Source organism: Uliginosibacterium sp. 31-16, assembly GCF_030730865.1.
GTDB lineage: Bacteria > Pseudomonadota > Gammaproteobacteria > Burkholderiales > Rhodocyclaceae > Uliginosibacterium.
The window spans coordinates 26,428-50,611 of record NZ_JAVALZ010000005.1 but is presented as its reverse complement, the minus strand read 5'-3'; the positions used below and the strand labels follow the sequence as shown (position 1 = coordinate 50,611).

Sequence of the window (24,184 nt, the reverse complement as noted above, 5' to 3'; positions counted from 1 at the left end):
GATGGTCAGAAACACTCGCAACACGAAAGGTGGTCAGCCCCCTCACTTGACGAGGCGCTCGGCACCCTTGTTCTTCCCAAGGGATACCATCGACTCGCCGTGGTACTTGAACACACTTTTGTGCGTTGCCTGCTCATCAGTTTTCCCAAAGCGGTCCGTACGACAGATGAGCGAACGGTCTTTCAGCAGACCGTGTTTCGCGATGTACATGGTATTGATCCGCAAGCTTGGCAAATCGCTACCGAAACAGCCTTGCCTGGCGAGCCGGCATTCTCCGCAGCAATCGAGCACAGAGCCTTGGCTGCCTTGCACAAATTCGCACAAGCACAGAAATTGAAGCTTGTTAGTGTGCAGCCAGCTTTCAGCGCGTGTTGGAATGCCTTGCACTCTGAAATGGGCGTGGCTCAAGGGGCCCTGGCTTGGCTGGCAGACGGGCGTGTGACGCTTGGGTTATGGCAGGCTGGGAGCTGGTTGGCGCTGAGGACGCAAGCGCTATCCTGTGGGGATGGCGTAGCACTGGGCGCAATGCTGAGACTACTACTGGCGAGCAGCGCCTATACGGCCGATACCGGTGTGCTCTACTTGGCTGGCGAGGTTGGGGACATGGCGCTTACCTTACCCACAGGCTGGACGAGCAATTTGCTCCAGCTTCGGAAAGGGAGTGCATGAAAAAACGCTTGAATCGGTTGGCGTGGCTAGACACGCAACCGGCCACCATAGCTTTGGACTTCATCCCGCAGCGCAGCCAACCAAGCCTGCTTGGCTGGCTGCTGCTTGCGGCTGGTTTACTCGCTACATCGGCCATACTCCTCGAATACCGCGACTTGGGAGAACAACTGAGAAACACGGAAGTGCGTCTGGCGCGTGAAACTCGCCACTTAGAACGCAGCCGCGCCCTGATGCTCGCGCAACAACGCGAGAAACTTCCCGAATCCGAACTAAAAACGGCAACCCAGCTCGCTCAGCGCCTGCATAACCGCAACCTAGATGTACTGGCTGAAATTGAAGCCGCAGGCAACGAAGATGTCGCTTTGCTCTCTCTGGTACAAACCGCGGGTAAAACACAACTCAAACTCACTGGCGAAGCGCGTTCACTAGACGCAGCCTTTGCCTTCGCCCGTCGCTTGGCTGCGCGCCCCAGCATACGCAGAGCACAAGTCGATAGTTACGAGTTCAAACCCAGCGGCAGTGTGGAAATCGTTGCCTTCACACTGGGCGCCAGTTGGAAGACTGGTCAATGAAGCGCGTCCCAGCCGTCTTCAAACCATTACGGAACGCCATATTGCACCAACTCATCAATGCAGGTTGGGCGGGTGTGATTGGCATGGCTCTGGTGATGTTCGCTACGGCCTTTGACTTCTCCGGCAATCGCGACCGCAAAGCGGAACTTGCGGGAATCACCAGCCAGCGAGCCGAACTAGCTATGCAACTGAGGAGTGGCACGCAGAGCGAAGCGTCACCGCGCGAGATCCTTGCGCGCTTCTATCAAGGTTTTCCTGCTGCCAACAATTTGCCCGAAATACTCCTGCAGCTTGATGCCAGTGCCCGTAAGCAAGGACTGGCCCCACGCAGAGCGGACTACGGAGACAGTGCCGAAAACGGTATCGAGTTGAATGGCGAGGCGCGCGACTCCATCCGCGGCGCAGACACACGCCGCGTGCGCATCAGTATGCCAGTCAAGGGCAGCTACTCAGCGCTACGCGCTTGGCTGATCGATGCGCTTGAGACGGTTCCCACACTTAGCATCGAAGCCATCGAACTGCAACGGCCAAACATTCAACAAACTGAACTGGATGCACAGGTACGCTTGGTTGTCTATCTGCGAGGCACACAATGAAGCGCCGACAACTCACACTCGGCATAGCTCTGCTTGTCACGCTTCTAATTGTTTGGTGGGTCAGCGGCCTCGACGAGGAGGACTCCGCGCGTCCTACGAGTAAGCGCCCACGCGGTCAAAACGCCCGAACAGCTACATCTCTGGGGCAGTCAAAGATAAGCAAACCTGCGAGCCGCACCAGCAACGTATCCCAGAGCTATCTTCTGGCACAGCTCGCATTGGCACACACGCCGCGCAACGCTCTACCCGCTATCGAAAACAATCCGTTCGCATCAGCAAGTTTTGAGCCGCCTCCACCTCAAGTTGAACCGTCGAAGCCAACGGCGCCACCGCTACGTTTCAAATATCTCGGCAAGGTAGCCGAAGGCACACACTCCGCAGTTTTTCTTGATGATGGAGACAGCATGCTGATCGCTCGTGAAGGCGACACCCTCGTGAGCCAGTACCGCGTCATTGCAATTGGAGAGCACAGCCTCCAACTGGAATATCTGCCATTGAATACGCCACAAACCCTGAATTACTGAAATGAGCCCGATCAAGTCCGAACACCCGAATGGCATTTATCGAAATTTGCTATCGACCGCACTCCTTTGTCTGCTGCTTGCCGCATGCTCACGCAGCCCGATTAGCCTCGGTAGCAATACTCCGATAGATGCAAGCGAGGTTTCACTCAACCACCTCAGCCAAGAAATGGCACTACATCCGGATGATGTCGAACTACGCGTGCGCTACTTCCGAACCCGCGATCGGCTCATTGCACAAGTGCTGACTACTGCCGAACGCGCACGCGTAGCCGGTCGTACCGGAGAGGCTGAAGCACAGGCCCAACAGGCCCTCAAGTACGATTCTAGCAACGCACGCGCCCAAGCAATTCTGCGCGAGATTGGTCGCAGCAAGCTGCACGCTCAACGTCGACAGAACGCAGAACAGCTTCTAGAAAAAAACCAAGCATCGGAAGCGGAAGGCATCGTACGTGCCCTTCTCGCAGAAGCGCCTAACGATGCAAGCCTGCGCGCGCTACTGCGCGAGATTGACGAAAAAATCGCCGCTAGTAAGCCCGCACAAGACAATCTCACGCTAAAGGGCGCCTTCAATACCCCCATCACATTGGAGTTTCGCGACACCCCACTTCGCAGTGTTTTCGAGGCGATTTCACGGACAGCCAACATCAATTTCGTCTTTGACAAAGACGTGAAGACAGACGCTAAGGTCACCATCTTTGTGCGCAACACAAATATCGACGAAGTCATGCGCCTGATCCTTACCACCAATCAGCTTGAGCGCAAACTTCTGAATGAAAACTCTGTGATCATTTACCCGGCGGGAGCGGCGAAGCAAAAGGACTACCAAGAGCTCGCCACACGCACGTTCTACCTCACAAATACCGAAGCCAAGCAAGCCCAAGCAATGATCAAGGCTGTAGTCAAATCCCGCGACTCTTTCATTGATGAAAGCCTCAACCTCTTGGTTATAAAGGACACGCCAGAAGCGATCCAGATGGCAGAACGTCTGATCGCGCAGCTCGACGTCGCTTCGCCCGAGGTTATGCTCGATGTAGAGGTAATGGAAATTCAACGCTCCAAGCTCATGAGCTTGGGCATCCAGTATCCAGATCAGGTTGGTTACGGGTTGCTCCAACCTACAACAACTTCCGCGGTCACCACCACCACAGGCACGACACAATCTACGAACATCGGCGGTCAGTTACTAGTTGGCAATGTGGATTTACGCAACACAGGCTCCCTTGTGCCTTATGTCTCAAACCCAGCACTGTTGCTAAATCTGAAAGATCAAAGCGGCGACAGCAATACGCTCGCCAATCCCCGCATTCGGGTCCGTAATAAAGAGAAAGCCAAGATTCACATTGGTGACAAATTACCAGTATTCACAACCACTTCAACCGCCAACGTCGGAGTTTCCGCCTCCGTCAATTACCTTGACGTTGGTCTGAAACTTGATGTGGAACCAACGGTGCGTCTTGATGACGAGGTTGAAATCAAAGTCGGACTCGAGGTATCCAGTGTCACGAAAGAAGTGGCAGGCCCACAGAGCTCACTGGCATATCAAATTGGTACTCGCAATGCGAGCACCGTATTGCGTCTACGTGATGGAGAAACTCAGGTCCTGGCAGGCCTGATCTCAGACCAAGAACGCAACACCACCGTTGGCATTCCGGGCTTGGGTCGCATTCCGGGCTTGGGACGCCTGTTCTCGAATCACAGCACAAATGGTTCCAAAACAGAGATTGTGTTGTTGATCACTCCGCATATCGTCAGCAACATCACTCCTTCAGCTGGTTCGCGCAGAGCCATCCCTGCTGGCACGGAGAGCTCTGTGGGGGCCGCACCGCTTGCTATCAACAGCACAACACCTTCGAACTTGCCAAGCGTGAGTACGGCTGGAGCCTCAAAAGCTCCAACAAGTCCCCCTTCTGTAGAGGCTAGCGCACCCGCCTCCAAAGCAGAGTCCGGTCAAAGAACGGCCTCGATCACGCTAGGCGCACCAAGGAACCTACGCCCCGGCCAGGAGTTCATCATTACCGCCAGTGTCTCTGCAGGTAATCTGGTCAAGGGCGGCGACGTTAGCGTCACATGGGACGAAACGTTATTCGAACTCGCAATTCCAGGCAGCACCGGAACGCTCAAGTTCGAAGGCGCAGGTAGCTTCGCAATCGGCAGACTGCAACTACGTGCCAAAACGGGCGCGAATGGGGAAGGCGTCATCACTGCCTCTTCACCACACATTGTTCTCGACGCAGGCCAGCCAGATCGAATCGTTTTGCCCGAGCCCGTAAAAATCAAGGTTGCACCCTGAAATGCGACGTCGAACTATCCGTGGCTTTACCTTACTGGAGGTAATCGTCACCGTAACAATCTTGGGAATATTGGCCTCCGCGGCCTTTCCTGTTGCACGTATTGTGAGTCAACGAGCTAAAGAGTCCGAACTACGCCTGGCGCTTCGCCAGATCCGCAACGGTATCGATGCATATAAACAAGCGGTAGACGAAGGGCGCGTCGCAAAAACAGTCGATGAATCAGGCTATCCACACACGTTGGACGATTTGGTTCAAGGCGCGAAGGATCAAACGTCATCCGACAAAGCCCTGATTTTCTTTTTACGCCGTCTCCCGCGTGACCCGATGAATCCAGACAGCACGCTAAGCGCAGCGGAGACTTGGGGACTAAGAAGCTACAACAGCCCGCTCGACGATCCGCAGTCAGGCGAAGATGTTTTTGACGTTTATTCTCTTTCCGAAAAAATAGGGCTCAATCGCATCCCATACCGAGAATGGTAAGCCCTGCTTCACCCTTATGCTTACTCATGCTTAACGACAATATGGTCACGCTCAGCAAGCCACCATCGAGAGGGTAAGACGTGGATATTTTCTGCATTCCATGCCACCACAAGCTCCATGCGAACGCATCAGCGAGACACTACCAGCCTCGCTCGACGGTACGTAATAGCTCATCAACCTTGAGTGTCGGTTTCACGCTGATCGAATTGCTGGTCGTACTGGCAATAGTCGCTCTTCTGCTATCAATCGCAGCCCCAAAATATTTCAATCATATCGAGCGCGCGAAAGAAAATACTCTTCGCCAAAGTTTGGCTGTCATGCGGGACGCTTTGGATAAGTTCGAGGCGGATCGTGGTGCGGAACCTGCCGCGCTTGAAGAGTTGGTCAGTCACGGCTACCTCAGACAACTCCCGGAGGATCCTTTTACTGGCACCCGTGACAGTTGGGTAATCGTCCCTCCTCCTGAGGGTGGCAGCCTCGTGCATGACGTTCATAGCGGAGCAGATGGCAACGCATTCGATGGAACACCGCTAGGCGAGTTGTGATCTATACGATGAAAAAAAGAAGGGGCTTTGCCTATCTTATCCTTTTGTTCTCTCTGTCAATCATGGGAGTATTGCTCGCCAGTACGGGCGTCATATGGAGGCACTCCGTTCAGAGAGCCAAAGAAACCGAACTGCTCGAAATTGGCAGAGAGTTCAGCGCGGCGCTCACCAGCTATGCGAAATCCACACCAGCAGGCCTTCCACTTACTCCTAGCACACTTGATGAACTGCTTGTGGATCCGCGGTTTCCTTTCCCCGTACACCATCTGCGCAAAATCTACATTGACCCAATCACAGGGACCAAAGACTGGGGAAAAGTCATCTTCGATGGCCGAATTCAGGCAATTCACAGTCTCTCAGAAGGGGTTCCAATACGGACAACAAAACCACCGCGCTGGGTAACCATCAACCCGCAACATGAGAACGGGCCGCTTTACAGGGATTGGCTATTCACTTCAATCAGCGCAAACCGCTCCGCAAGAAGCAACCCTAGTCAGCCCGGCCCCATGTAAGAATACTTTTGACGAAAAGCTGGCCCCCTCTTTTCATACCCCGTGCGTCAGGATGTTCTCCCGACGCTAAAGAGACCTGTGCGCGTTTGTCACCCTGCTCGGTGCAGACAGGACGTGAAACTCAGCACGCAATGTCAGGGCGAAATCTTGTCGGTGCTGGAGGGGTGGGACTGGCTCGCGCTTGTTAGGCGTGAAATTCTTTAAGGCCGGTTCCAACGCTTCAGCCGATCGCCTTGAGTTGTATGTGGCGCGGGAAGCGAAGAGCGTTGCGATGCGTTGCTAAATTTTTAGCATGTGCGATTTTTATCGCAACGCGTCGCAACGGTTAATGGTCGCCTCACCGTCCGTTCAGGCCGATATTCGGCAGCGTCCGCAGTAAGGCCCCTCAGATGCCGGCTGTGCCTGGCATCCGATCCTGATCGGCAGCGGCCATTCAGGCCTGTAGGCATCGGTTCCCGGCAAGACTGGCTGTTGGCCTCCCGCCGCAGACCTTCGAAATCAGCCGCCGGTGATGGAAAACCAGCCAAAACTGAACCACCGGCTCCTCACCTGAGTGCTGGTAATTTGCACAGCGCCTACCAAGTTCAGCAGAAAGACAAAGCCTGATTCTTCAGCATCAAGCTTGTCCCGCATGAATCCCCTGCGTAGACTGCGCGCCGATGCGCTACTTGCTTCTGTTGTTCGCCGTACTACTACCCATTGGCAGTCACGGCAAAGGTTGGCAATCCCCTCGGAACCCACCGAACATCCTTCACGCAGCCCAGGCGCCTGCGGATACGGTGACGCCCGTCGAACTGGTCAATAGCAAGAAACAGGTCGGTCATCGCAACTTCAGTTCTGCCAAGAAGGTCCTTCCCTCGCTCTACGAGGGAATGGGCGAAGAGTTCTACTGTGGGTGTCGCTACACCGGCAAAGCCGTCGATCTTCAATCCTGCGGTTTCATCCCCCGAAAGAATGCCAACCGCGCGAGCCGGATCGAGTGGGAGCACATCGTGCCCGCCGCACATATGGGCTCACAACGTCAGTGCTGGCAGAAAGGTGGTCGGAAAGGGTGTAGTGGCAAGGATCCGCTCTTCGACATGATGGAGGGCGACCTCAACAATCTCGTTCCCGCCGTCGGGGAAGTGAATGGAGACCGTAGCGACATGAGCTACGGCATCTGGACCACCCATCCTCAGCCTGTGTATGGCCGATGCCAGAGCCTTCCGGATTTCAAAGCCAAGCGTTTCCAGCCCAGGCCCGAGGTTCGAGGACGTGCCGCGCGGATCAGTCTCTACATGCACACCCGCTACAGATTGGCTGTGAGTAATCAGGATAGAAAGCTTTGGTGTGCCTGGGCCAAGGCTTACCCGGTTGATCAATGGGAGCAGGTCAGAAACCGGCGGGTGATTCAGTGGCAGGGCGAAGGGAACCCGTTGGTGGAGGATGCTGCCAAGCTGGAAGCGTTGTGTCGGTAGCCTTCCGGTCGCCGATGCCTACAGGCCTGAATGACCGTTGCCGATCAGGATCGGATGCCAAGCACAGCCGGCATCTGAGCTGACTAACCTGCTGGAAGCTGCCGAATGTCGGCCTGAACGGACGGTGAGGCGACCATTAACCGTTGCGACGCGTTGCGATAAAAATCGCACATGCTAAAAATTTAGCAACGCATCGCAACGCTCTTCACCTCCCGCGCCCCATACAACTCAAGGCGATCGGCTGAAGCGTCTGAGCCGGCCTTAAAGAATTTCACGCCCAACAGGCGCAAGCCGGTCCCACTCCTCCAGTACCGGCAAGATTTCGCCCCTTTTGGGCAACAAATCCACCAACCGGTATCGGGGGCGAGATTGAATCACGGCAAACCAGGTTCGGCATTTCCGTTTGCGTTTGATAACAACCCGGCGATTCATGCTTTTTCTCCTTTCCTGACGATGCAGACAGGCTTATTGATACACAATGGAGCATCAGGCTTATCGATGCTGTCACATAGGTATCAAGGAGCCGAAGCGGCCGGTCAAAGCAGTAACGGAGAAAGGCCACACAGTCCGAGCCCAGGCGCTGAGGCCCGAACAGGCCGATGGTGCAACAGGCCTCAGAGCAATGGCCGACTCATCGCCCGCCATTGCGGCCAGTCTATGAGCAAACTTCTGGCGGCTGCCTGTTGCCACTTACCAGTATCTAGGTCAGGCCGTCATGCCTGTGAGACTTAAGAAAACCTGCTCTCACGAGAATCAGGGCGTTTCAGCCAGACCGGACTCACGTCGGTTGGGGTGCGAGTCGCTTTGATGAACCTGCGACTTGTCGATCTGCGCGAACAGTATCCACTGGATCTGGATTCGGCGCCTCTCGATCTCTATCTCTATGAGCCCCAAGGGCCCTTGTGCGCTTATCCCGGCACGCTTCAAATTTCCAAAGATCTATCCATTCGCCATCCTTTCTTGCGGGAGAACGGCGGCTTCAAGGTGCCATGGATCATGACGACTGACCTGCTGCTGACGGTCGAGCAGAAGGACGGGAGGCTTGGGTTCTTAGCTATATCTTGCAAGTACCGCAAAGACACTCTGACGCCTCGCAAACGACAGCTTCTGGCCATCGAGCGCGCGTACTGGCAGGCGCGTGGAGTGTCATGGCGTTTGGTCACAGAGGATCTAGTGCATCCGCTGCTGATTGCGACGCTCGTGCGGACATGACCTAGCAGCCCTTGGCTCGCATGCGGTCGTAAGTGGCCAGAACATAAACAGATTGCTTCAGCAGCCCCCGCCACTTCGCCACCCGCGCTTCAACGCTCCACCCAAGCGTAACAACTTACGCTCGCGTAAGTCTGAACAGGCGAAACGCCCACAGGACAAGGCTTTCAGCCTCTTGTTTTCGACTTTAAACCTGCTTTTCCGTCAACCACCTAGGCTGCTTGTTAATCCCTAAAAAACCAAGCCCCGCAAGCCTTTGAGGGGCGTTTGCGGGGCCTTCGCTTGTTTTCGACTTTAATGACCTGTTTTCGACTTTAATTGTCTGGAACAATTGCCACGGAACAACGGCACAGCTACTCGACAGTGACCGACTTGGCCAGATTGCGCGGCTTATCAACATCGGTGCCGCGTGCGCAGGCGGTGTGATAGGCGAGCAGTTGCAGCGGCACCACGTGCAGGATCGGCGACAGCGCGCCATAGTGTTCCGGCATGCGGATCACGTGCACGCCCGACTCGCTTTCTATGCGCGAATCCGCGTCGGCGAACACATACAGCTCGCCGCCGCGTGCTTTCACTTCCTGCATGTTGCTCTTGAGCTTGTCGACCAGCGCGTCATTCGGCGCGACAGTAACCACCGGCATTTCGCTATCCACCAGCGCCAACGGGCCGTGCTTGAGTTCGCCGGCCGGGTAGGCCTCAGCATGGATGTAGGAGATTTCCTTGAGCTTGAGCGCGCCTTCCAGCGCGATCGGGTAGTGCAGGCCACGTCCCAGGAAGAGCGCGTTGTGCTTCTTCGCGAAGTCCTGCGACCAGGCGATGATCTGCGGCTCCAATGCCAGCACGCCTTGCAGCGCGACCGGCAGATGGCGCATCTGGCGGATGTAGTCGGCTTCCTGCGCATCCGTCAGGCGACCACGCGTCTGCGCAATCGCCAGCGTGAGCAGGAACAGGCCAGCCAGCTGGGTGCTGAAGGCCTTGGTGGAGGCCACTCCGATCTCCACGCCCGCACGGGTGATGTAGGCCAGCTTGCACTCGCGCACCATGGCGCTGGTCGACACGTTGCAGATCGTCAGCGTGTGTTCCATGCCCAGTGATTTGGCATGCTTGAGCGCGGCGATGGTGTCGGCTGTTTCGCCGGACTGCGAGATCGTCACCACCAACGAACGCGGGTTCGGCACGCTGTCGCGGTAGCGGTATTCGCTGGCGATCTCCACCTGGGTGCTGATGCCGGCAATCGACTCCAGCCAGTATTTCGCGGTGCAGCCCGAGTAGTAGCTGGTGCCGCAGGCGAGGATCAGCACCGAGTCGATATCCTTGAACACCTTGTACGCACCGTCGCCGAAGAGTTCCGGCGTGATGCCTTCCACGCCCTCCAGCGTGTCGCCGATGGCGCGCGGCTGCTCGAAGATTTCCTTCTGCATGAAGTGGCGATACGGGCCCAGCTCGGCCGCGCCGCTGTGGGCGTACACCGTGCGCACTTCGCGCTCCACGCGCGTGAAACTGTCGCCTTCACGCGCCTCAATCCAGAACTTGCCGACCTGCAGGTCGACCATGTCTCCCTCTTCCAGATACACGATCTGGTTGGTCACGCCGGCCAGCGCCATCGCGTCCGAGGCGAGGAAGTTTTCCCCCTCGCCCACGCCGAGGATCAGCGGTGAACCGGCGCGCGCGCCGACCACACGATGCGGCTCGTCGCGGCAGAACACGGCAATCGCATACGCACCCTTGAGCTGCACGATGGCGGTTTTGACGGCCGCGAACAGGTCGCCGTCGTAATGGTGATCCACCAGATGCGCGATCACCTCGGTGTCGGTCTGGCTGCTGAATTCGTAACCCTTGGCGCGCAGCTCGGCGCGCAGCTCTTCGTGGTTCTCGATGATGCCGTTGTGCACCAGCGCGATGCGCTCGCGCGAGAAGTGCGGGTGCGCATTGCACACCGCCGGCACGCCGTGGGTGGCCCAGCGCGTGTGGGCGATGCCGGTGAAACCGGCTACGCCGTCTTCCGCGATCAGCGCATCCAGCTCCGCCACCCGCGAGGTGGAGCGCGCCCGGCGCAGCGCGCCATCCTGATGCACGGCCACGCCGCAGGAGTCGTAACCCCGGTACTCAAGGCGCTTCAGGCCCTCGACGAGAATGGAAACGATGTTGCGCTGGGAAACGGCTGCGACGATGCCACACATGGAAGGCTCCGCATCAGAAAGGATTGGGATGCCGCGCATCCTAGACCTGAGGAAGCGGCAGATGCTTTCAAAACAAAACTTGTTTTGGATTTATATTGCACACACCACACTTCGTGAAATATTATTTCACGCAATCACGTTGAGTCGCATCCACCCGCCACCCGAAAAACCGCGCCCAGCCTTGCTGTGCAGACATGCAGCCTGAAGAAGAAGGTGCGAAGCGGCTCTACAGGCAGGCCTGCGGCTTATCGCAGCGAATCGAAATCTGTAGAGTGAGGTTTTTGTCGATTCTGTTACTGCTGTTCAAATGAACAGTAGAACCGTGAAAAGCCAAGCTGCAAGCCACTTTTCGCTGATCGGTCGTGCCATGTCAGGGAGCAGGCGCCGATGTTATGCAGCAAAACTGCTCCCTATAACAAGTTGGGCGTCATGAAATACGTACTCGCTCTGATCATTGTTATTCTTGCCATCGGATTTGCGGTTTCTCTCAGAGCCGCAGACGACACAAAGATTACGCCTGAGTCCTTAGAGGAGATGTTTGCCAACATCAAAGCAAATACCCCTTGGGATACAACAAAGCCTTTGCTCTGGGGCTACTTCTTTACTGATCACGACCCCAAAAAATTTGAGCGTCTAAAAGAGGCGCTCGTGGCTCAGGGCTACCGATACGTAGAGGTTCTTGAGCCAGAAGCTACAGATGTTGAAAAGATATATATATTGCATGTTGAGCGTGTTGAACAACATACACCGCAAACTCTACATGCCCGAAACCAAGAGTTTTACAAACTCGCCAGGAAATTCGGGGTGGAAACCTACGACGGCATGGACGTAGGGGCGGCAGCACAATGACGCCCAACAATTCCGTCGAGAGGGACCGCCCACAAGCTGCGCTTGTGGGTTCCCTTCGCGGCTTCGCCGCTACGGCGGTCCCTCACGTCATTCGTAAGGGTTCATATGCCCCCTTGCGCAGCCTCTCCCCATCATGACCCACAAAACAAGCGTCGTCGCCGAATTCAATGAGTTCCAGATCGTCGAGGTGTCAGACCCAGCCTTGGGCGCACGGCGATTTTTCGGCCAGCTCGACGGTGAAGTCATTACGAAGGGATATCCCTCAGAAGATGCCGTGCGCACCGAACTGGAGATGCGCGCGACGGCCAGAAGCCTCAAGAACAACCAGTGGCTACCGGGACCGGGCCTGCTGGCGATTGCCCCGGGTGCGCTGCTGACTTACCCGCTCGGCCGCCTGCTGCTTCTGGCAATTACGTTTGGCCGATATCCAAAAGAGAAGCACAACAAGACCTTCGTCGCCTTTTTCCCCGGCATTGTCTTGCTGCTGGTGTTCGCAGTCATTTCGATTATCTACAGCTGACTTTTCAGTGCAGCCCGCACGCTGAAGAGCCGCGTCTGACGGACTTCTCCAGCCACCCTGCCCGCTCAGGCCCACCCCAAGCCCTTCTCCACCACGCTCATGCCAGCCACCGTACCGCTCACCGCTGACGAAATCGCCGCCCTGCGCCGGGATCGGCGGCGCCTGCTGCCCGGCGTCGTGGTCATGGCGCTGGCCGGTGTGCTGTCGGCTGCAGCGGCTTTCGTTTTCCTGTTTTCGGACAGCACGCACAGCGAAGTTTTTCAGGGCGGACTGTTTGCCTTCGTCGCCTTCGGTTGCACACGGGAAGCCGTGAAGATGCGGCGCTGGGGGGTGCAGATCGGCGCCATCCTGCTTGCGAACACCAAGCGCGTGACCCACACGCAGGTCGTACGCATCCATTCGTTCGGCAGCCTCCGCAACCCGCAGACCCGGATCGAGCTGGCAGGACTCGGCGAACTGCTGTTCGTGTCCGTCGGCAGCCTGATTGAAACGCCGGTGAGCCAGCTCCAGACGGGAGATGCGGTCGAGGCACATCTGGTAGGAGAGGCGCCGCTGTTCCTGCGTCTGACCCGCATCCCGCCCACGCCACAGGCCTGACACGCTCATGCGCAAAACCGCCCTCTTCGTCGGACTTCTTGCCACAGCCTGTCTCTGTAGCGGCGGCTGGCTGCTGTGGGCAACGCACCGGTTCTTCAACGGGGCGGATTACGCGCCACATGTCGTCACGATGCTGAGCTACGAAGCCGGCGCGGTGGAGGCAGACGGGTCGGGGATCTTTCTGCCGGCCGCGCTGTTGCTGGGAATCGGACTGGTGCTTGGTCGTTTCGCCGTCAAGCTGTGGCGAAACAAGGCGGAGTGAGCATTTGCGGAGAATGAAATGAAGGAAATCGATCTGGAGACCTGGCCGCGCCGGGAGCATTTCAACTTTTTCGGGCGTCTGGATTACCCGATCTACAACGTTTGCTTCGAACTGGACGTGACGCGCCTGCATGCCTTCGCGAAGCGCACCGGCCTGTCTTTCACGAACACGATGCTGCATGTATCGACCGCCGCCGCAAACCGGGTGGATAACCTGAAGTACCGCATCCGCGGCGAGAAAGTCGTGCTGCACGAGGTGCTGCACCCGTCCTTCACCTGCATGGTGGAAGGCTCGGATCTCTTCAAGCTGGTGACGGTGGATTTCGATGCCGACATCGCCCGCTTCGACGCGCAGACGAAACAGGCTGTGCAGGCACAGCGGGAGTATTTCCCGCTGGACAAGCTGAAGGGCCGCGACGATTTCATCTTTTTCTCCTCGTTGCCCTGGATCGCCTTCACCGGGCTCGACCACACCGTCAACCTCAAGCGCGACGACACCATCCCGCGCATCACCTGGGGCAAGTTCCAGCCGCGCGCGGGCCAGCTGATGCTGCCCTACAACATCCAGGTGAATCACAGGGTGGTGGATGGTTTCCACCTGGGGCTGTTCAGGCAGGCGCTCGACGAGATCATGGAGACGCTGCCTTGAACAGCGCACAGCGCCCATGCCGGAGAGCGGCTTCTGGCGGGCTTCTTCGGGCATTTCCAAGCCATCACTCCGCGCGCCACACCGGCGTGCCAAACAAGCAGAAGGAATGAACATGCAGGTTTTCATCGTCGGCAGCGGCAAGCTCGCACGCGAACTGCTCACGGAGATGTGCCTCCCGGCGCCGCTGGAACAGGCGGCCTGGCCGGCCACGCCGCCCGCAGCGCGCGCCATCGTCGTACATGCCGGCTCCGGGCGCGAGCTGGCGGAGGTCGTCGCCTTCTGCGAGCGCAGCGGCTCGCCGCTGCTGGAGCTGTCCACCGGCTCGGCACTCGAAGCGCAGGCGCCACGCTACCCGCTGGTGTTGTGCCCGAACACCAACATCCTGATGCTCAAGGTGATGCACATGCTCTCGCGCTGCGGCGGACTGTTCGCGGGCTACGCCATCGGCGTGACAGAGTCGCACCAGGCCAGCAAGACCTCGGTCGCCGGCACGGCGGTGGATATCGCCCATTCGCTGGGACTGGCGCCAGCGGCCATCAGCTCGGTACGCGACCCGGCTGTACAGCAGGGCGAGCTGGGCATCGAAGCGGCCTATCTGGCGCGCCACGCCTTTCACCGCATCGAGATCGCCGACGCGGCCTGCCGTGTGCGGCTGGAGACCCGCGTCACCGGTGATGCGCCTTATGCAGCGGGTGTGGCGCAGATCGTCGCGGCCGTGGCGGCGCACCCGCTCGAAGCGCGACGCTACGCGATCGACGAATTCATCGCCAACGGGTGGCTGTGATGAGCATGCCGGAGAGCCGCGCCGGACGGGCATCTACAGGCATGCCGCCGGGAAATGTACGTCTGCCGCCGGGCCTCGACACCTCCTTGCAGGAAGCCAGTACAGGCGCGGATCACCGCAAGGGCAAGGCGGCCGCTGCTTTTGCACTGCTGCTGTCGCTCGGTTTCGGCATTGCCGCAATCATCGTGCTGCAACACGCACTGGAGGCCAGCGCCGCCGGCCAGCTGCAGTACTTTGTCGGCAAGACAACGCGCCGGCTCCTGCAGCGCGAAGGCCATGCCTTCGAGTTCTGGCTGCGCAACTGGCTGCCGTTCGCGTTCTACTGCGCCATGAGCGCCGCCCTGTTCGGCATGGCCGGTGCGTCCTTGAAAAAGGGCTCTCCTCCCGCTCTCTTTGCCTTGCCTGGCGCGCTGGGTCTGCTGAGCCTCTTCTTCCTGATCGCACCGGCCTTCGCGCTGCTGATGATCTTTTTCTGAGTCCCGACGCCATGGACAACACCGACCTCCGCATCCTCGCCCAGCTCCAGACCGACGCCTCGCTGACCAATCAGGAGCTGGCCGAGCGCGTGCATGTCTCGCCCGCCACCTGCCTGCGCCGTGTCAAACGACTGGAAGAGGCCGGCATCATCGAGCGACGCGTGGCGATTCTCTCGCCCGAGAAGCTCGGCGCCGGGCTGACCGCCATCATCGAGGTGACCCTGGACCAGCAGGCGGCCGAGCGGCTGGCGGCGTTCGAAACGCGGGCAGCGGCAGACGCCGCCGTACAGCAATGCTACCGGGTGTCGTCGGGGCCGGATTTCGTGCTGATCCTGCAGGTGCGCGACATGGAAGCGTACAACCAGACGGCGCAACGCTTGTTCGCCGCTGACGCGAATGTGCGCAATGTGCGAGCGTTTTTCTCCGTCCATCGGGCCAAATTCGGCACACAGATCACACTTGCGCCGCCTGCTTGAACCTTGCCTGATCATCAGGGTCTGTGCATGGGCTGCCTGCACGTTCCACACGAGACCTGCGGGTGGTGAGTTTGTTTGCAGCCAAATACAATCAGGCACTTGGCCGATCATTGAATTGCAGGGGCAGAACATGGAACCGCTATACCGCATTGTTTTCAGCGGAGAGATTCGCGAAGGGCTCAGCCCGACGAAGGTGCAGGCCCATGCGGCCAAAAGCCTGAATATCGCCCTGCCCCAGATCGAGCGGATGTTTTCGGGCAAGCTCGTCGTGCTGAAAAACAATCTGTCGGAAGAGGATGCCCTGGCTTACATGGCTCGCCTGTCCAAGCTCGGCATGCAGGCCCAAATGGAGCAGATGCCCAAGGCCGGCGGCAAGTCGCCACGCGTCACGGTGGTACCGCCTTCCGTGGTGCGGGTGCCCGAGCCACCACAGCCCAAACCCGTTTTCTCGCCGCCGCCCCCAGCCTCTCCGCCCCGTTATCCTTCGGCGGAAGAAAGCTGGCTGAGCAGTTCCAGCTTTGCGAATCTGGCGCGTACGCACCTGAATCTGGCCCGCGCCGAAGCCCTGCTGAACAATTCGGAGTACACCGGCAGCGTCCCCGGCAAGAACGCGGATCTCCCGTGGCCCGAGCTCAACACGGACGATGATGACGAGGACGACGTGCATTTCCCCCCGGCAGTGGAGGCTCCTGCTCCGCCGGAACCCGCCCCCGCCCCGATGATGGCCGCCGAGCCCGCTCCGGAGGCCGCCCCACCCGCGGCAGAACCGGAACCCGAGCCTGCCGTACCGGTGCTGCCAACCAATCTGGTCATGCAGCTGGATGCCGGCACAGGCGGCTCGATCACCCTGAACGGATCTTTTCTCTGCTCCCATTGCGGCACCCTGCATCAGTTGCAGACACGTCTCCAGATCAGTCCGGAAACAGACTGAGACCCGGCCCTTGCCAGCCGTGATCACGGCCGCCCTTTTCATGTGCATGCCCTGAAAACGGGGCGCCGTGGCCACTCCGTGCGCGCCGGGCGCCGTAGAATGGCGGCTCCCGACCCGCCCACACTCAAGCCTATTTGATCCGGCCCGATGAAGTTTGAACTCTGTTCCCTAAAAACCGTTCGTGCCGAGTGCCGGCCGCAGGCCGGTGTATCGAGGCGTGAGCCCCACCCTCGATACACGCCCTGCGGGCGCACTCGGGTCGAACGGATTTCAAACAAAACCTGGCCGGATCAATAATGCCTGTCACCCCGCAACGCGTGCTCTCGGTCATCCCGCCGATGACCCAGCTGAACACGCCCTACCCTTCGACGGCCTACCTCACCGGCTTCCTGCGCTCGCAAGGCGTGAGCGCCGTGCAGGAGGACCTGGCCATCGCGCTGGTGCTGCGCCTGCTCTCGCCCAGCGGGCTGGATGAAATCCGCGCCCACATCGAGACCACGCCGGCAAAATCACGCAGCGGGAACGTCGCCGCCTTCCTCGAAAACTTCGCTGCCTACCGCGCCAGCATCGGTCCGGTCATCGCCTTCCTGCAGGGGCGTGATGCGACGCTGGCCTATCGCATCTGCGGCGGCACCTGGCTGCCCGAGGGCAGCCGCTTCGATGCGTTGGACGCCTATGTCGACCCGGACGGCGGCGATCCGCTGGCCTGGGCCTTCGGCTCGCTGGGCCTGCAGGATCGCGCCCGCCACCTCGCCACGCTGTATCTGAACGATCTGGCCGACGTGATCCGCGAGGGCGTCGATGAGCGCTTCGAGTTCGTGCGCTACGCCGAATCCATCGCCATGGCGCAGGCGACGTTCGCGCCGCTGGCGGCTGCGCTGGCCGCGCCGACGAACCTGATCGACCGCATGCTGCAGGCGCTGACGCAAGAAGCCCTCGCCCGCCATCAGCCGCAGGTGGTGCTGATTTCCGTGCCCTTCCCCGGCACGGTTTACGCGGCCTTCCGCATCGCCCAGACGATCAAGGCGCACGACCCGGCGATCACCGTGGTACTCGGCGGCGGCTTTGCCAATACCGAGTTGCGCGAACTCACCGAGCCACGCGTCTTCGACTACTTCGATTTCATCACCCTGGATGATGGCGAGCGTCCGACGCTGGCCTTGCTCGAGCACCTGCGCGGCCAGCGTGGCAGCGGCCGGCTGGTGCGGACCTTCCTGCGCACGGAAGGCAAGGTCAGCTACGTGAACTTCCCCGAGCCGGATGTGCCCTTCGCCGAGGTTGGCACGCCGACCTGGGACGGCCTGCCGATTGACCGCTACCTGTCGGTCATGGACATGCTCAACCCCATGCATCGCCTGTGGAGCGACGGGCGCTGGAACAAGCTGACCGTTGCCCACGGCTGCTACTGGAAGAAGTGCAGCTTCTGCGATGTGAGCCTGGACTACATCTCGCGCTATGAGACGGCCAATGCCGAGATCCTAGTGGACCGCATCGAAGCGATCATCGCGGAGACCGGCCAGACCGGCTTTCACTTCGTCGATGAGGCCGCTCCGCCCAAGATGCTGCGCGCACTGGCCGAAGAACTGCTGCGGCGTCAGGTTTCGATCACCTGGTGGGGCAATATCCGCTTCGAGAAATCCTTCACCCCCGAGCTGTGCGAGCTGCTCGCCCAGAGTGGCTGCATCGCCATTTCCGGCGGGCTGGAAGTGGCTTCGGACCGCCTGCTCAAGCTCATGCAGAAAGGCGTGTCGGTCGATCAGGTGGCACGCGTCACGCATGCCTTTGCCGAGGCCGGCATCCTCGTGCATGCCTATCTGATGTATGGCTTCCCGACCCAGACCGTGCAGGACACGGTGGATGCGCTGGAGTATGTGCGTCAGCTCTTCGAGGCCGGCTGCATCCAGTCCGGCTTTTTCCACCGTTTTGCCTGCACAGTGCATTCCCCAGTCGGCAAGAATCCGCAGGACTACGGCATCAAGCTCCTGCCCCTGCCGCCGGTGAGTTTCGCCAAGAATGACATCCGCTTCATTGACCCCACGGGTGTCGATCACGACGAGCTGGGCCGCGCGCTGACCAAGGCACTGTACAACTTCATGCACGGCATCGAGCTGGAGCGCGATGTGCGTTCATGGTTCAGCACCCGCGTGCCACGCCCGCAGGTGCCGAAGAACTTCATCGCCCGGGCGCTGACACAACAGGAGCCCGGCCTCCGATGAACCCCGAACTCCTCGAAAAACTCCTGAGCCGTGAAATGCCCTACGGCAAGTACAAGGGCCGAATCATTGCCGATCTGCCCGCCCACTATCTGGGCTGGTTCGCCCGTGAAGGTTTTCCGAAAGGCGAGCTGGGTGCCCTGCTGGCGCTCGCCTACGAGCTGGATCACAACAATCTGAAGGGGCTGCTGGAGCCGCTGCGGAAGAAACACCCGGTGCGTAGCCTGCCTTGAAGACCCGCACCCCGCCTTGTTCTTCAGGCAGGCGCCGCCACAAGCAGCGTCAGGAAAGCCTCTGCCGGCAGACAGGCTGAAGACGCCCGCCACATGCGGCTCTACAGCACATCACTCGCGGCTCTTCGGGCTGTCGAGAAAGCGGCTGGCCAGTTTACAGGTCTGCGCCACCCGGCGATTCCCGGTGTCCCAGCTGTGCAGTTCAGCGCGGATCAGGGCGCCATGTTTCTTGCTGATGTCCCGCAGCGCGTTGCCGACTGACTTGCGCACGTATTCGCTGTCGTCTTCGCGCAAGGCGGCGAGCAGCGCAATAGCCACCTCCGGATGCGTCTTGAAATAGGGGCGGCCGGTCCAGATGCGCAAGCCTTCGGTGACGGCACGACGCACGTTCGCCAGAGGATCGGCCAGCCAGTCACGAATCACCGGTAAGGCCGCTTCATAACCCGTGTCGGCACAGTAGCGGTCAAACGCCTTGGCCAGGATTTCCTGTACCCGCCAGTCCGCATCGCGGCTCACGCGTTCGCGCAGGAAGCGCAGGCTCTCCGGCTGCGTCGCAGCCAATCGACCGAAGAGAAAAGTGGCTAGCGAACGTACCGGATAATCGGCTGCGACAAACAGCTCCGTCGCCAGGCGAAACACGTCGGCCGCGCTGTGGCTGGCATGAATTTCATCCGCCACTTTCTGGATTTCCAGAAAACCGTGCTGCGTTGCGCATACGCGCTGCAAAAGCGCTTCGTCCATGGCATCCTTTCCGCTCAGCGCCGGGCAAACCTGACACGGCGCGCGGACGATTGTCCGCAATATGCACATTCCGATCAAATCCGGCCGCCTGGTTCGGGCGAAACTATGCGGCCCTCCGAAGCCCCGCCTCCCCATGACGCAACACGCGAAACACGCCTCCCCGCAGCTGGACCTCTTTCACCTTTCCTGGCCGCTTTTCGTGGAGATGGCCCTGTTCATGGCCATCGGCACGCTCGGCCTGTGGATGGCCGGCCAGGTCTCGGCAGCGTCCGTCGCCGTATTCGGCATGGCCAACCAGTTGCGCATGGTGTTCGACCGGATCTTCCGCGTGGTGAGCATGGGCGCCAGCGTGGTGGTCACGCAACAGCGTGGTGCCGGTGATGAGGCCGGCGCCCAGGCGCTGGCCCGTGCCGGATTCTCGGCGTCGGCCTGGCTCGGGCTGATCGCCGCCGCGCTGGTCGGGGCCTGGCCGGAGCCGCTGCTGCGCCTGCTGCAACTGCCGGCGGAACTGCTGCCAATGGCCGTGCCCTTCATGCGGGTGATCGCCGTGGCCATGGCGCTGGAGGCGATCAACGTCACGATGTTTGCAGTGCTGCGGGCCTTCACCTTCACACGGGTCACCATGCGTCTGGTGCTGGCAATGAACATCCTGCATGTCGTCGTCAGCGCGCCGCTGGTTTTCGGCCTCGGGCCGATGCCGGCACTGGGCGTCATGGGGCTGGCCTGGGGTCAGCTGGCCTCACGCCTGCTGGTTTTTTCGCTGCTGGTGTGGGTGTGGCGGCACGATCTGCGGGTGAAGCTGCGCCTGCGCGATGCGATCCGCGTGGCGCGCGAGCCGTTTGCCGCGATCCTCGCCATTGGCCTGCCGAGCGCAGGCGAAAAGATCGGTTACCGGGTCTGCTACATGGCCACCGTCGCCATGGCCGGCAGTCTGGGCACGGCAGCGCTGGCCGTGCACGCTTATGCCGCCCAGATCAACGGCATCGTGAACATGGTGATGAACGCGGTGGCGTCGGGCACCGAGATCATCATCGGCCACAAGATCGGTGCCGGTGAGTTGCGCGGCGCGAATGCGCTGATGCGGCGTAGCGTGCGCATCTGCCTGCTCGCCACCGGGCTGGGAGGAATCGCCGCCTGGTTGCTGGCGCCCCAGGCCATCGCGCTGTTCTCGGACAATCCGGCGGTACCCGCGCTGCTGACCAGCATTCTCGCCATCGAAATTTTCGCCGGGCAGGGTCGCAGCCTCAACGTGCTGGTCACCGGCGGGCTGCGCGCCGCGGGAGACGCACGCTTCCCCGCCAAGGTTAATATCTACATCAACGTGCTGGCGGGCACGATGCTGGCTTGGCTGCTGGGCATCCACTTCGGCCTGGGTCTGGTTGGCATCTGGCTCGCCTACATGGCTGACGAATGCCTGCGCGGATTCGGCATGCTGGCACGCTGGCGCTGGCGCGGCTGGGCACCTCTCGCCCGCGTCGCGCGCCGCCGGGCACTGCAACGACAACACGCAGCCGCAACGATCTGAAAGGAAAGAGATGATCGATCACACTGGCATCAACGTCGCCGATCTGGCGCGCAGCAAGGCGTTCTATCAGCAGGCGCTCGCGCCACTGGGCTACACCATCAAGCTCGAACTGAAGAATGCCGCCGGCTTCGGAGAGGCCGCTGGCAGCGACCCCGGCGGTGACTTCTGGATTTCGGCCGGCACGCCCTTCACGCCGCGCAGTCACATCGCCTTCCATGCCGCTAGCGAGGCGCAGGTGCACGCCTTCCATGCCGCCGCCCTGCAAGCCGGCGCCCGGGATAACGGAGCGCCCGGGCTGCGGCCCCACTACCACGCCGACTACTACGCCGCTTTCGTCCTTGATCCGGACGGCTACAACATTGAAGCGGTTTTCCACGGCCAGAAACCGCGCTGACTGTCAGCCGGCCCGGCAAGCCGCCTAGCGGCCGCGCGGCTTGCCCGTGGCTTTGGCCGGCCGCTTGCCCGGCGCTTTCCCTGCTGATTTCCCCGACGGCGTCTGCTTGGCGGCGGCCCGTGCGCCGCTGCGCCCCTGCCTGGGCGGCTTGCGGGCCGGCACGGCAGCTCCCGGTGTCTGCGGCTTTTTCGGACGCCGCACCGGCTTGGCCTGCTGACCTTCCGGCGCGGTTTGCGGCACGCGGTGCTCGGGCAGGAAGCCCGGCTCTTCGATGCGCTTGATGGTCTGGCGGATCAGCGCTTCGATGTCGCGCAACTGGCCGACTTCATCGGCGCACACCAGTGACATGGCCATGCCACTGGCACCCGCGCGGCCGGTGCGGCCGATGCGGTGCACATAATCCTCAGCCACCGTGGGCAGATCGAAATTCACCACCAGCGGCAGATCGTCGATATCCAGCCCACGCGCCGCCACATCAGTGGCAACGAGCAACTGCACTTCGCCGCTCTTGAACCGGTTCAACGCACGCAAGCGCTCGACCTGAGCCTTGTCGCCATGAATCGCATCGGCGCGGAAGCCTTGGTGTTGCAGGGTTTCGAGCAGGGCGTCGACTCCATTCCGGGTACGCACGAAGATCAGGGCCTGGCCCCAGCGATGCTTCTTGAGCAGGTGGCTGAAGAGCTCGGTCTTGCGCTTCTTGTCGCAGGTAACGAGCCATTGCTTGACGCCCTGCACCGTGGAATTGCGCGGGCTGACTTCGATGCGTTCCGGGCTGTGGAGCAGCTTGCCGGCCAGCGCGCGGATCGCATCCGAGAAGGTGGCGGAGAACAGCAGGGTCTGGCGCCGCCGGGTGAGTGCGGCGAAAACCTGATCCAGCTCGCGCGAGAAGCCCAGATCGAGCATGCGGTCGGCTTCATCGAGCACCAGAGTCTGCACTTCGTCGAAACGCACGGCCTTCTGCCAGAGCAGGTCGAGCAGGCGACCTGGGGTGGCGACCAGCACATCCGCGCCACGGCGCAGGCGCGTGACCTGCGGGCCGATGCCCACACCACCATAGGCGACAACGTAATTCAGCGGCAGGAAGTGGCCGTAGTCGCAGAAGCTGTCGAACACCTGCTCGGCCAGCTCGCGGGTGGGCACCAGCACCAGCACGCGCACCGCGCCGGGCCCGACCGGCGTGCTTTGCTCGGCGAGGCGCTGCAGCAGCGGCAGGGCGAAAGCGGCGGTCTTGCCGGTGCCGGTCTGCGCGGCGGCCATGATGTCACGCCCCGCCAGTACGAACGGGATCGCCTGCGCCTGCACAGGAGTCGGCGTGGTGTAGCCAAGCACCTCCAGCGAGCGCATCAAGGGTTCGATCAGGGCGAGTTCGGTGAATTGCATGGGAGGGGTGAAGGGTGAAGGGTGAAGGGTGAAGGGTGAAGGGCGGAGTGTGCCAGATCAGGCTGGCTTATGTTGTCTGGGCGTGGCCTCCGCAAAACCAAACCACGAGCGCTGCTTTCGTCGGCTCGCTCTGGAAGTGAGGACAAGGCGCCCCGCCGCAGACAGTACGCCAGTACGGCAAGGCGGAGGTAAGGCTGTCATCGCTTTCAGAGCGAGCCGACGCTTTAGCCGCCCGCGCGCTTGACGGTATAGCCCAGCGCCTTGAGCTTCGCCATCACCGCTTCGCAATGGTCGCCCTGAATTTCGATGACGCCATCCTTGGTGGTTCCGCCCGTGCCGCAAGCGGCCCTGAGGGTCTTGCCCAGCGCGGCCAGTTCAGTCGCCGCAAGCGGCACACCCTTGACGACGGTGACGCACTTGCCGCCACGACTCTTGGTGTCGCGCGACACGCGCACGATGCCATCACCGGCGGGCACGATGGCCTGCTTGCAGGAGCAAGCGGACAGCGGCTGACGGCAGCCGGGACAGGTACGGCCGTGTTCGGTGGAATAGACAAGGCCGCCGGAGCTTTTCGATTTCATGCTGTTCGGATCAAAAACGATTTTCAAAAGAAGGCTGGCTGGAGAGCCGCGTCCTGTCTTGCTGTGACGGCAGGCTGGCTGAAGAAGTCCGCCCTGCTCACTTCTTCACGCCGATGTGGATTGGAAACGAGAGCAAGACACCCCGACGAAGACAGTGCTATTGCACGGCGAGGAGGGGAAACGCAGCTATCGTTTTCAAGGCACATCGGCGTCAGGCCTGCCACACGCCGTAACCGGCCTCGCGCAGCGCAATCCCGAGCTCAACTTCCATCTCCGCTGCGGCATGATACGGCATCGGGTTGTAACACTCGTAGAGCGCAGGCAGCAGGCGCAAGCCATATTGGGTAACGAATCGGTTGGCGCGGATGCCGGCCTTGTGCTTGTCGAAGCGCTCATCCGGCTGCAGCCCGGTCATGCCCACGTACACGCAGGGCTTGCCGGGCTGGTAATCCGGGTTGGATTTCATGAAGCGCGGCTCCAGCAGCACGTCCCACGACAGCTCGATGACGTAGACGTGATGATGGTGCCGCTTGGCCACA

28 protein-coding genes are annotated in these 24,184 nt (G+C 60.4%); 21 read left to right on the top strand and 7 right to left on the bottom strand.

What is annotated here, in order from left to right; all coding sequences use genetic code 11:
* Positions 1–42 precede the first annotated feature (42 nt).
* Positions 43–210: a hypothetical protein gene (locus Q9Q94_RS16370; RefSeq protein WP_305981206.1), complete on the bottom strand. Its 168-nt coding sequence runs from the start codon at positions 208–210 to the stop codon at positions 43–45.
* 455 nt (positions 211–665) lie between these two features.
* On the opposite strand from Q9Q94_RS16370, the gene Q9Q94_RS16365 reads away from it, so the two are divergent.
* From Q9Q94_RS16365 to Q9Q94_RS16340, 6 genes are all read left to right on the top strand, one after another.
* Complete coding sequence (locus Q9Q94_RS16365; RefSeq protein ID WP_305981205.1) at positions 666–1,241, top strand: hypothetical protein; 576 nt, start codon at positions 666–668, stop codon at positions 1,239–1,241.
* A 41-nt stretch (positions 1,242–1,282) separates the two neighbouring features.
* Positions 1,283–1,837, top strand: coding sequence for a hypothetical protein (locus tag Q9Q94_RS16360; protein ID WP_305981204.1), 555 nt, complete (start codon positions 1,283–1,285; stop codon positions 1,835–1,837).
* Complete coding sequence (locus tag Q9Q94_RS16355; protein ID WP_305981203.1) at positions 1,834–2,361, top strand: hypothetical protein; 528 nt, start codon at positions 1,834–1,836, stop codon at positions 2,359–2,361. The genes Q9Q94_RS16360 and Q9Q94_RS16355 overlap by 4 nt, the downstream gene beginning before the upstream one ends.
* 1 nt (position 2,362) lies before the next feature.
* Positions 2,363–4,651, top strand: a complete 2,289-nt coding sequence (locus tag Q9Q94_RS16350; RefSeq protein WP_305981202.1) for a secretin N-terminal domain-containing protein — start codon at positions 2,363–2,365, stop codon at positions 4,649–4,651.
* 1 nt (position 4,652) lies between these two features.
* Complete coding sequence (locus Q9Q94_RS16345) at positions 4,653–5,132, top strand: type II secretion system protein (protein ID WP_305981201.1); 480 nt, start codon at positions 4,653–4,655, stop codon at positions 5,130–5,132.
* Between the two features lie 80 nt (positions 5,133–5,212).
* The gene (locus Q9Q94_RS16340) at positions 5,213–5,677 is read left to right on the top strand and encodes a type II secretion system protein (RefSeq protein WP_305981200.1); all 465 of its coding nucleotides are present in this window, start codon (positions 5,213–5,215) and stop codon (positions 5,675–5,677) included.
* A gap of 1,010 nt (positions 5,678–6,687) precedes the next feature.
* Here the strand turns inward: Q9Q94_RS16340 and Q9Q94_RS16335 are convergent.
* Positions 6,688–6,822 (bottom strand): hypothetical protein, encoded by a 135-nt coding sequence (locus Q9Q94_RS16335; RefSeq protein ID WP_305981199.1) that lies wholly within the window; start codon positions 6,820–6,822, stop codon positions 6,688–6,690.
* Positions 6,823–6,848: 26 nt separating this feature from the next.
* Here Q9Q94_RS16335 and Q9Q94_RS16330 point away from each other — a divergent pair, with 26 nt between their 5' ends.
* Together Q9Q94_RS16330 and Q9Q94_RS16325 are read left to right on the top strand one after the other, a co-directional pair.
* Positions 6,849–7,646 (top strand): endonuclease, encoded by a 798-nt coding sequence (locus Q9Q94_RS16330; protein WP_305981198.1) that lies wholly within the window; start codon positions 6,849–6,851, stop codon positions 7,644–7,646.
* Positions 7,647–8,453: 807 nt separating this feature from the next.
* Entirely contained in the window at positions 8,454–8,858 is a 405-nt protein-coding gene (locus Q9Q94_RS16325; protein ID WP_305981197.1) for a TnsA endonuclease N-terminal domain-containing protein, read from the top strand.
* 350 nt (positions 8,859–9,208) lie between these two features.
* Here the strand turns inward: Q9Q94_RS16325 and glmS are convergent, their stop codons facing one another.
* Positions 9,209–11,035: a glutamine--fructose-6-phosphate transaminase (isomerizing) gene (gene glmS, locus Q9Q94_RS16320; RefSeq protein WP_305981196.1), complete on the bottom strand. Its 1,827-nt coding sequence runs from the start codon at positions 11,033–11,035 to the stop codon at positions 9,209–9,211.
* A 429-nt stretch (positions 11,036–11,464) separates the two neighbouring features.
* Here glmS and Q9Q94_RS16315 point away from each other — a divergent pair, with 429 nt between their 5' ends.
* The 11 genes from Q9Q94_RS16315 (at position 11,465) to Q9Q94_RS16265 (ending at position 19,024) form a co-directional block, all read left to right on the top strand.
* Complete coding sequence (locus Q9Q94_RS16315) at positions 11,465–11,884, top strand: ribonuclease E inhibitor RraB (RefSeq protein WP_305981195.1); 420 nt, start codon at positions 11,465–11,467, stop codon at positions 11,882–11,884.
* A 133-nt stretch (positions 11,885–12,017) separates the two neighbouring features.
* Entirely contained in the window at positions 12,018–12,404 is a 387-nt protein-coding gene (locus Q9Q94_RS16310; RefSeq protein WP_305981194.1) for a hypothetical protein, read from the top strand.
* A 99-nt stretch (positions 12,405–12,503) separates the two neighbouring features.
* Positions 12,504–13,001, top strand: a complete 498-nt coding sequence (locus Q9Q94_RS16305; protein WP_305981193.1) for a hypothetical protein — start codon at positions 12,504–12,506, stop codon at positions 12,999–13,001.
* A 7-nt stretch (positions 13,002–13,008) separates the two neighbouring features.
* Entirely contained in the window at positions 13,009–13,263 is a 255-nt protein-coding gene (locus Q9Q94_RS16300) for a hypothetical protein (protein WP_305981192.1), read from the top strand.
* 18 nt (positions 13,264–13,281) lie between these two features.
* Positions 13,282–13,911 carry a chloramphenicol acetyltransferase gene (locus tag Q9Q94_RS16295; protein ID WP_305981191.1) on the top strand — a complete coding sequence of 210 codons (630 nt, stop codon included), beginning with the start codon at positions 13,282–13,284 and terminating at the stop codon, positions 13,909–13,911.
* Between the two features lie 106 nt (positions 13,912–14,017).
* Positions 14,018–14,695: a dihydrodipicolinate reductase C-terminal domain-containing protein gene (locus Q9Q94_RS16290; RefSeq protein ID WP_305981190.1), complete on the top strand. Its 678-nt coding sequence runs from the start codon at positions 14,018–14,020 to the stop codon at positions 14,693–14,695.
* Positions 14,695–15,171 (top strand): hypothetical protein, encoded by a 477-nt coding sequence (locus Q9Q94_RS16285; protein ID WP_305981189.1) that lies wholly within the window; start codon positions 14,695–14,697, stop codon positions 15,169–15,171. The genes Q9Q94_RS16290 and Q9Q94_RS16285 overlap by 1 nt, the downstream gene beginning before the upstream one ends.
* An 11-nt stretch (positions 15,172–15,182) precedes the next feature.
* Positions 15,183–15,647 carry an Lrp/AsnC family transcriptional regulator gene (locus tag Q9Q94_RS16280; protein WP_305981188.1) on the top strand — a complete coding sequence of 155 codons (465 nt, stop codon included), beginning with the start codon at positions 15,183–15,185 and terminating at the stop codon, positions 15,645–15,647.
* Between the two features lie 130 nt (positions 15,648–15,777).
* Positions 15,778–16,578, top strand: coding sequence for a hypothetical protein (locus tag Q9Q94_RS16275; RefSeq protein WP_305981187.1), 801 nt, complete (start codon positions 15,778–15,780; stop codon positions 16,576–16,578).
* 296 nt (positions 16,579–16,874) lie between these two features.
* Positions 16,875–18,794 (top strand): radical SAM protein, encoded by a 1,920-nt coding sequence (locus tag Q9Q94_RS16270; RefSeq protein ID WP_305981186.1) that lies wholly within the window; start codon positions 16,875–16,877, stop codon positions 18,792–18,794.
* Positions 18,791–19,024, top strand: coding sequence for a DUF3820 family protein (locus tag Q9Q94_RS16265; RefSeq protein WP_305981185.1), 234 nt, complete (start codon positions 18,791–18,793; stop codon positions 19,022–19,024). Before Q9Q94_RS16270 ends, Q9Q94_RS16265 begins: the two co-directional genes overlap by 4 nt.
* Before the next feature lie 111 nt (positions 19,025–19,135).
* Here the strand turns inward: Q9Q94_RS16265 and Q9Q94_RS16260 are convergent, their stop codons facing one another.
* A complete protein-coding gene (locus tag Q9Q94_RS16260) occupies positions 19,136–19,765 on the bottom strand; it encodes a HEAT repeat domain-containing protein (protein WP_305981184.1) in 630 nt (209 codons plus the stop codon).
* 133 nt (positions 19,766–19,898) lie between these two features.
* Between Q9Q94_RS16260 and Q9Q94_RS16255 the strand changes: the two genes are divergently transcribed.
* A complete protein-coding gene (locus Q9Q94_RS16255; protein WP_305981183.1) occupies positions 19,899–21,290 on the top strand; it encodes an MATE family efflux transporter in 1,392 nt (463 codons plus the stop codon).
* A 10-nt stretch (positions 21,291–21,300) separates the two neighbouring features.
* Positions 21,301–21,684 carry a VOC family protein gene (locus tag Q9Q94_RS16250; protein WP_305981182.1) on the top strand — a complete coding sequence of 128 codons (384 nt, stop codon included), beginning with the start codon at positions 21,301–21,303 and terminating at the stop codon, positions 21,682–21,684.
* A gap of 24 nt (positions 21,685–21,708) precedes the next feature.
* Here the strand turns inward: Q9Q94_RS16250 and Q9Q94_RS16245 are convergent, their stop codons facing one another.
* From Q9Q94_RS16245 to Q9Q94_RS16235, 3 genes are all read right to left on the bottom strand, one after another.
* The gene (locus tag Q9Q94_RS16245) at positions 21,709–23,064 is read right to left on the bottom strand and encodes a DEAD/DEAH box helicase (RefSeq protein ID WP_305981181.1); all 1,356 of its coding nucleotides are present in this window, start codon (positions 23,062–23,064) and stop codon (positions 21,709–21,711) included.
* 224 nt (positions 23,065–23,288) lie between these two features.
* Entirely contained in the window at positions 23,289–23,645 is a 357-nt protein-coding gene (locus Q9Q94_RS16240) for a translation initiation factor Sui1 (protein ID WP_305981180.1), read from the bottom strand.
* Positions 23,646–23,856: 211 nt separating this feature from the next.
* Positions 23,857–24,183, bottom strand: a complete 327-nt coding sequence (locus tag Q9Q94_RS16235; RefSeq protein WP_305981179.1) for a hypothetical protein — start codon at positions 24,181–24,183, stop codon at positions 23,857–23,859.
* Between the last annotated feature and the right edge of the window lies 1 nt (position 24,184).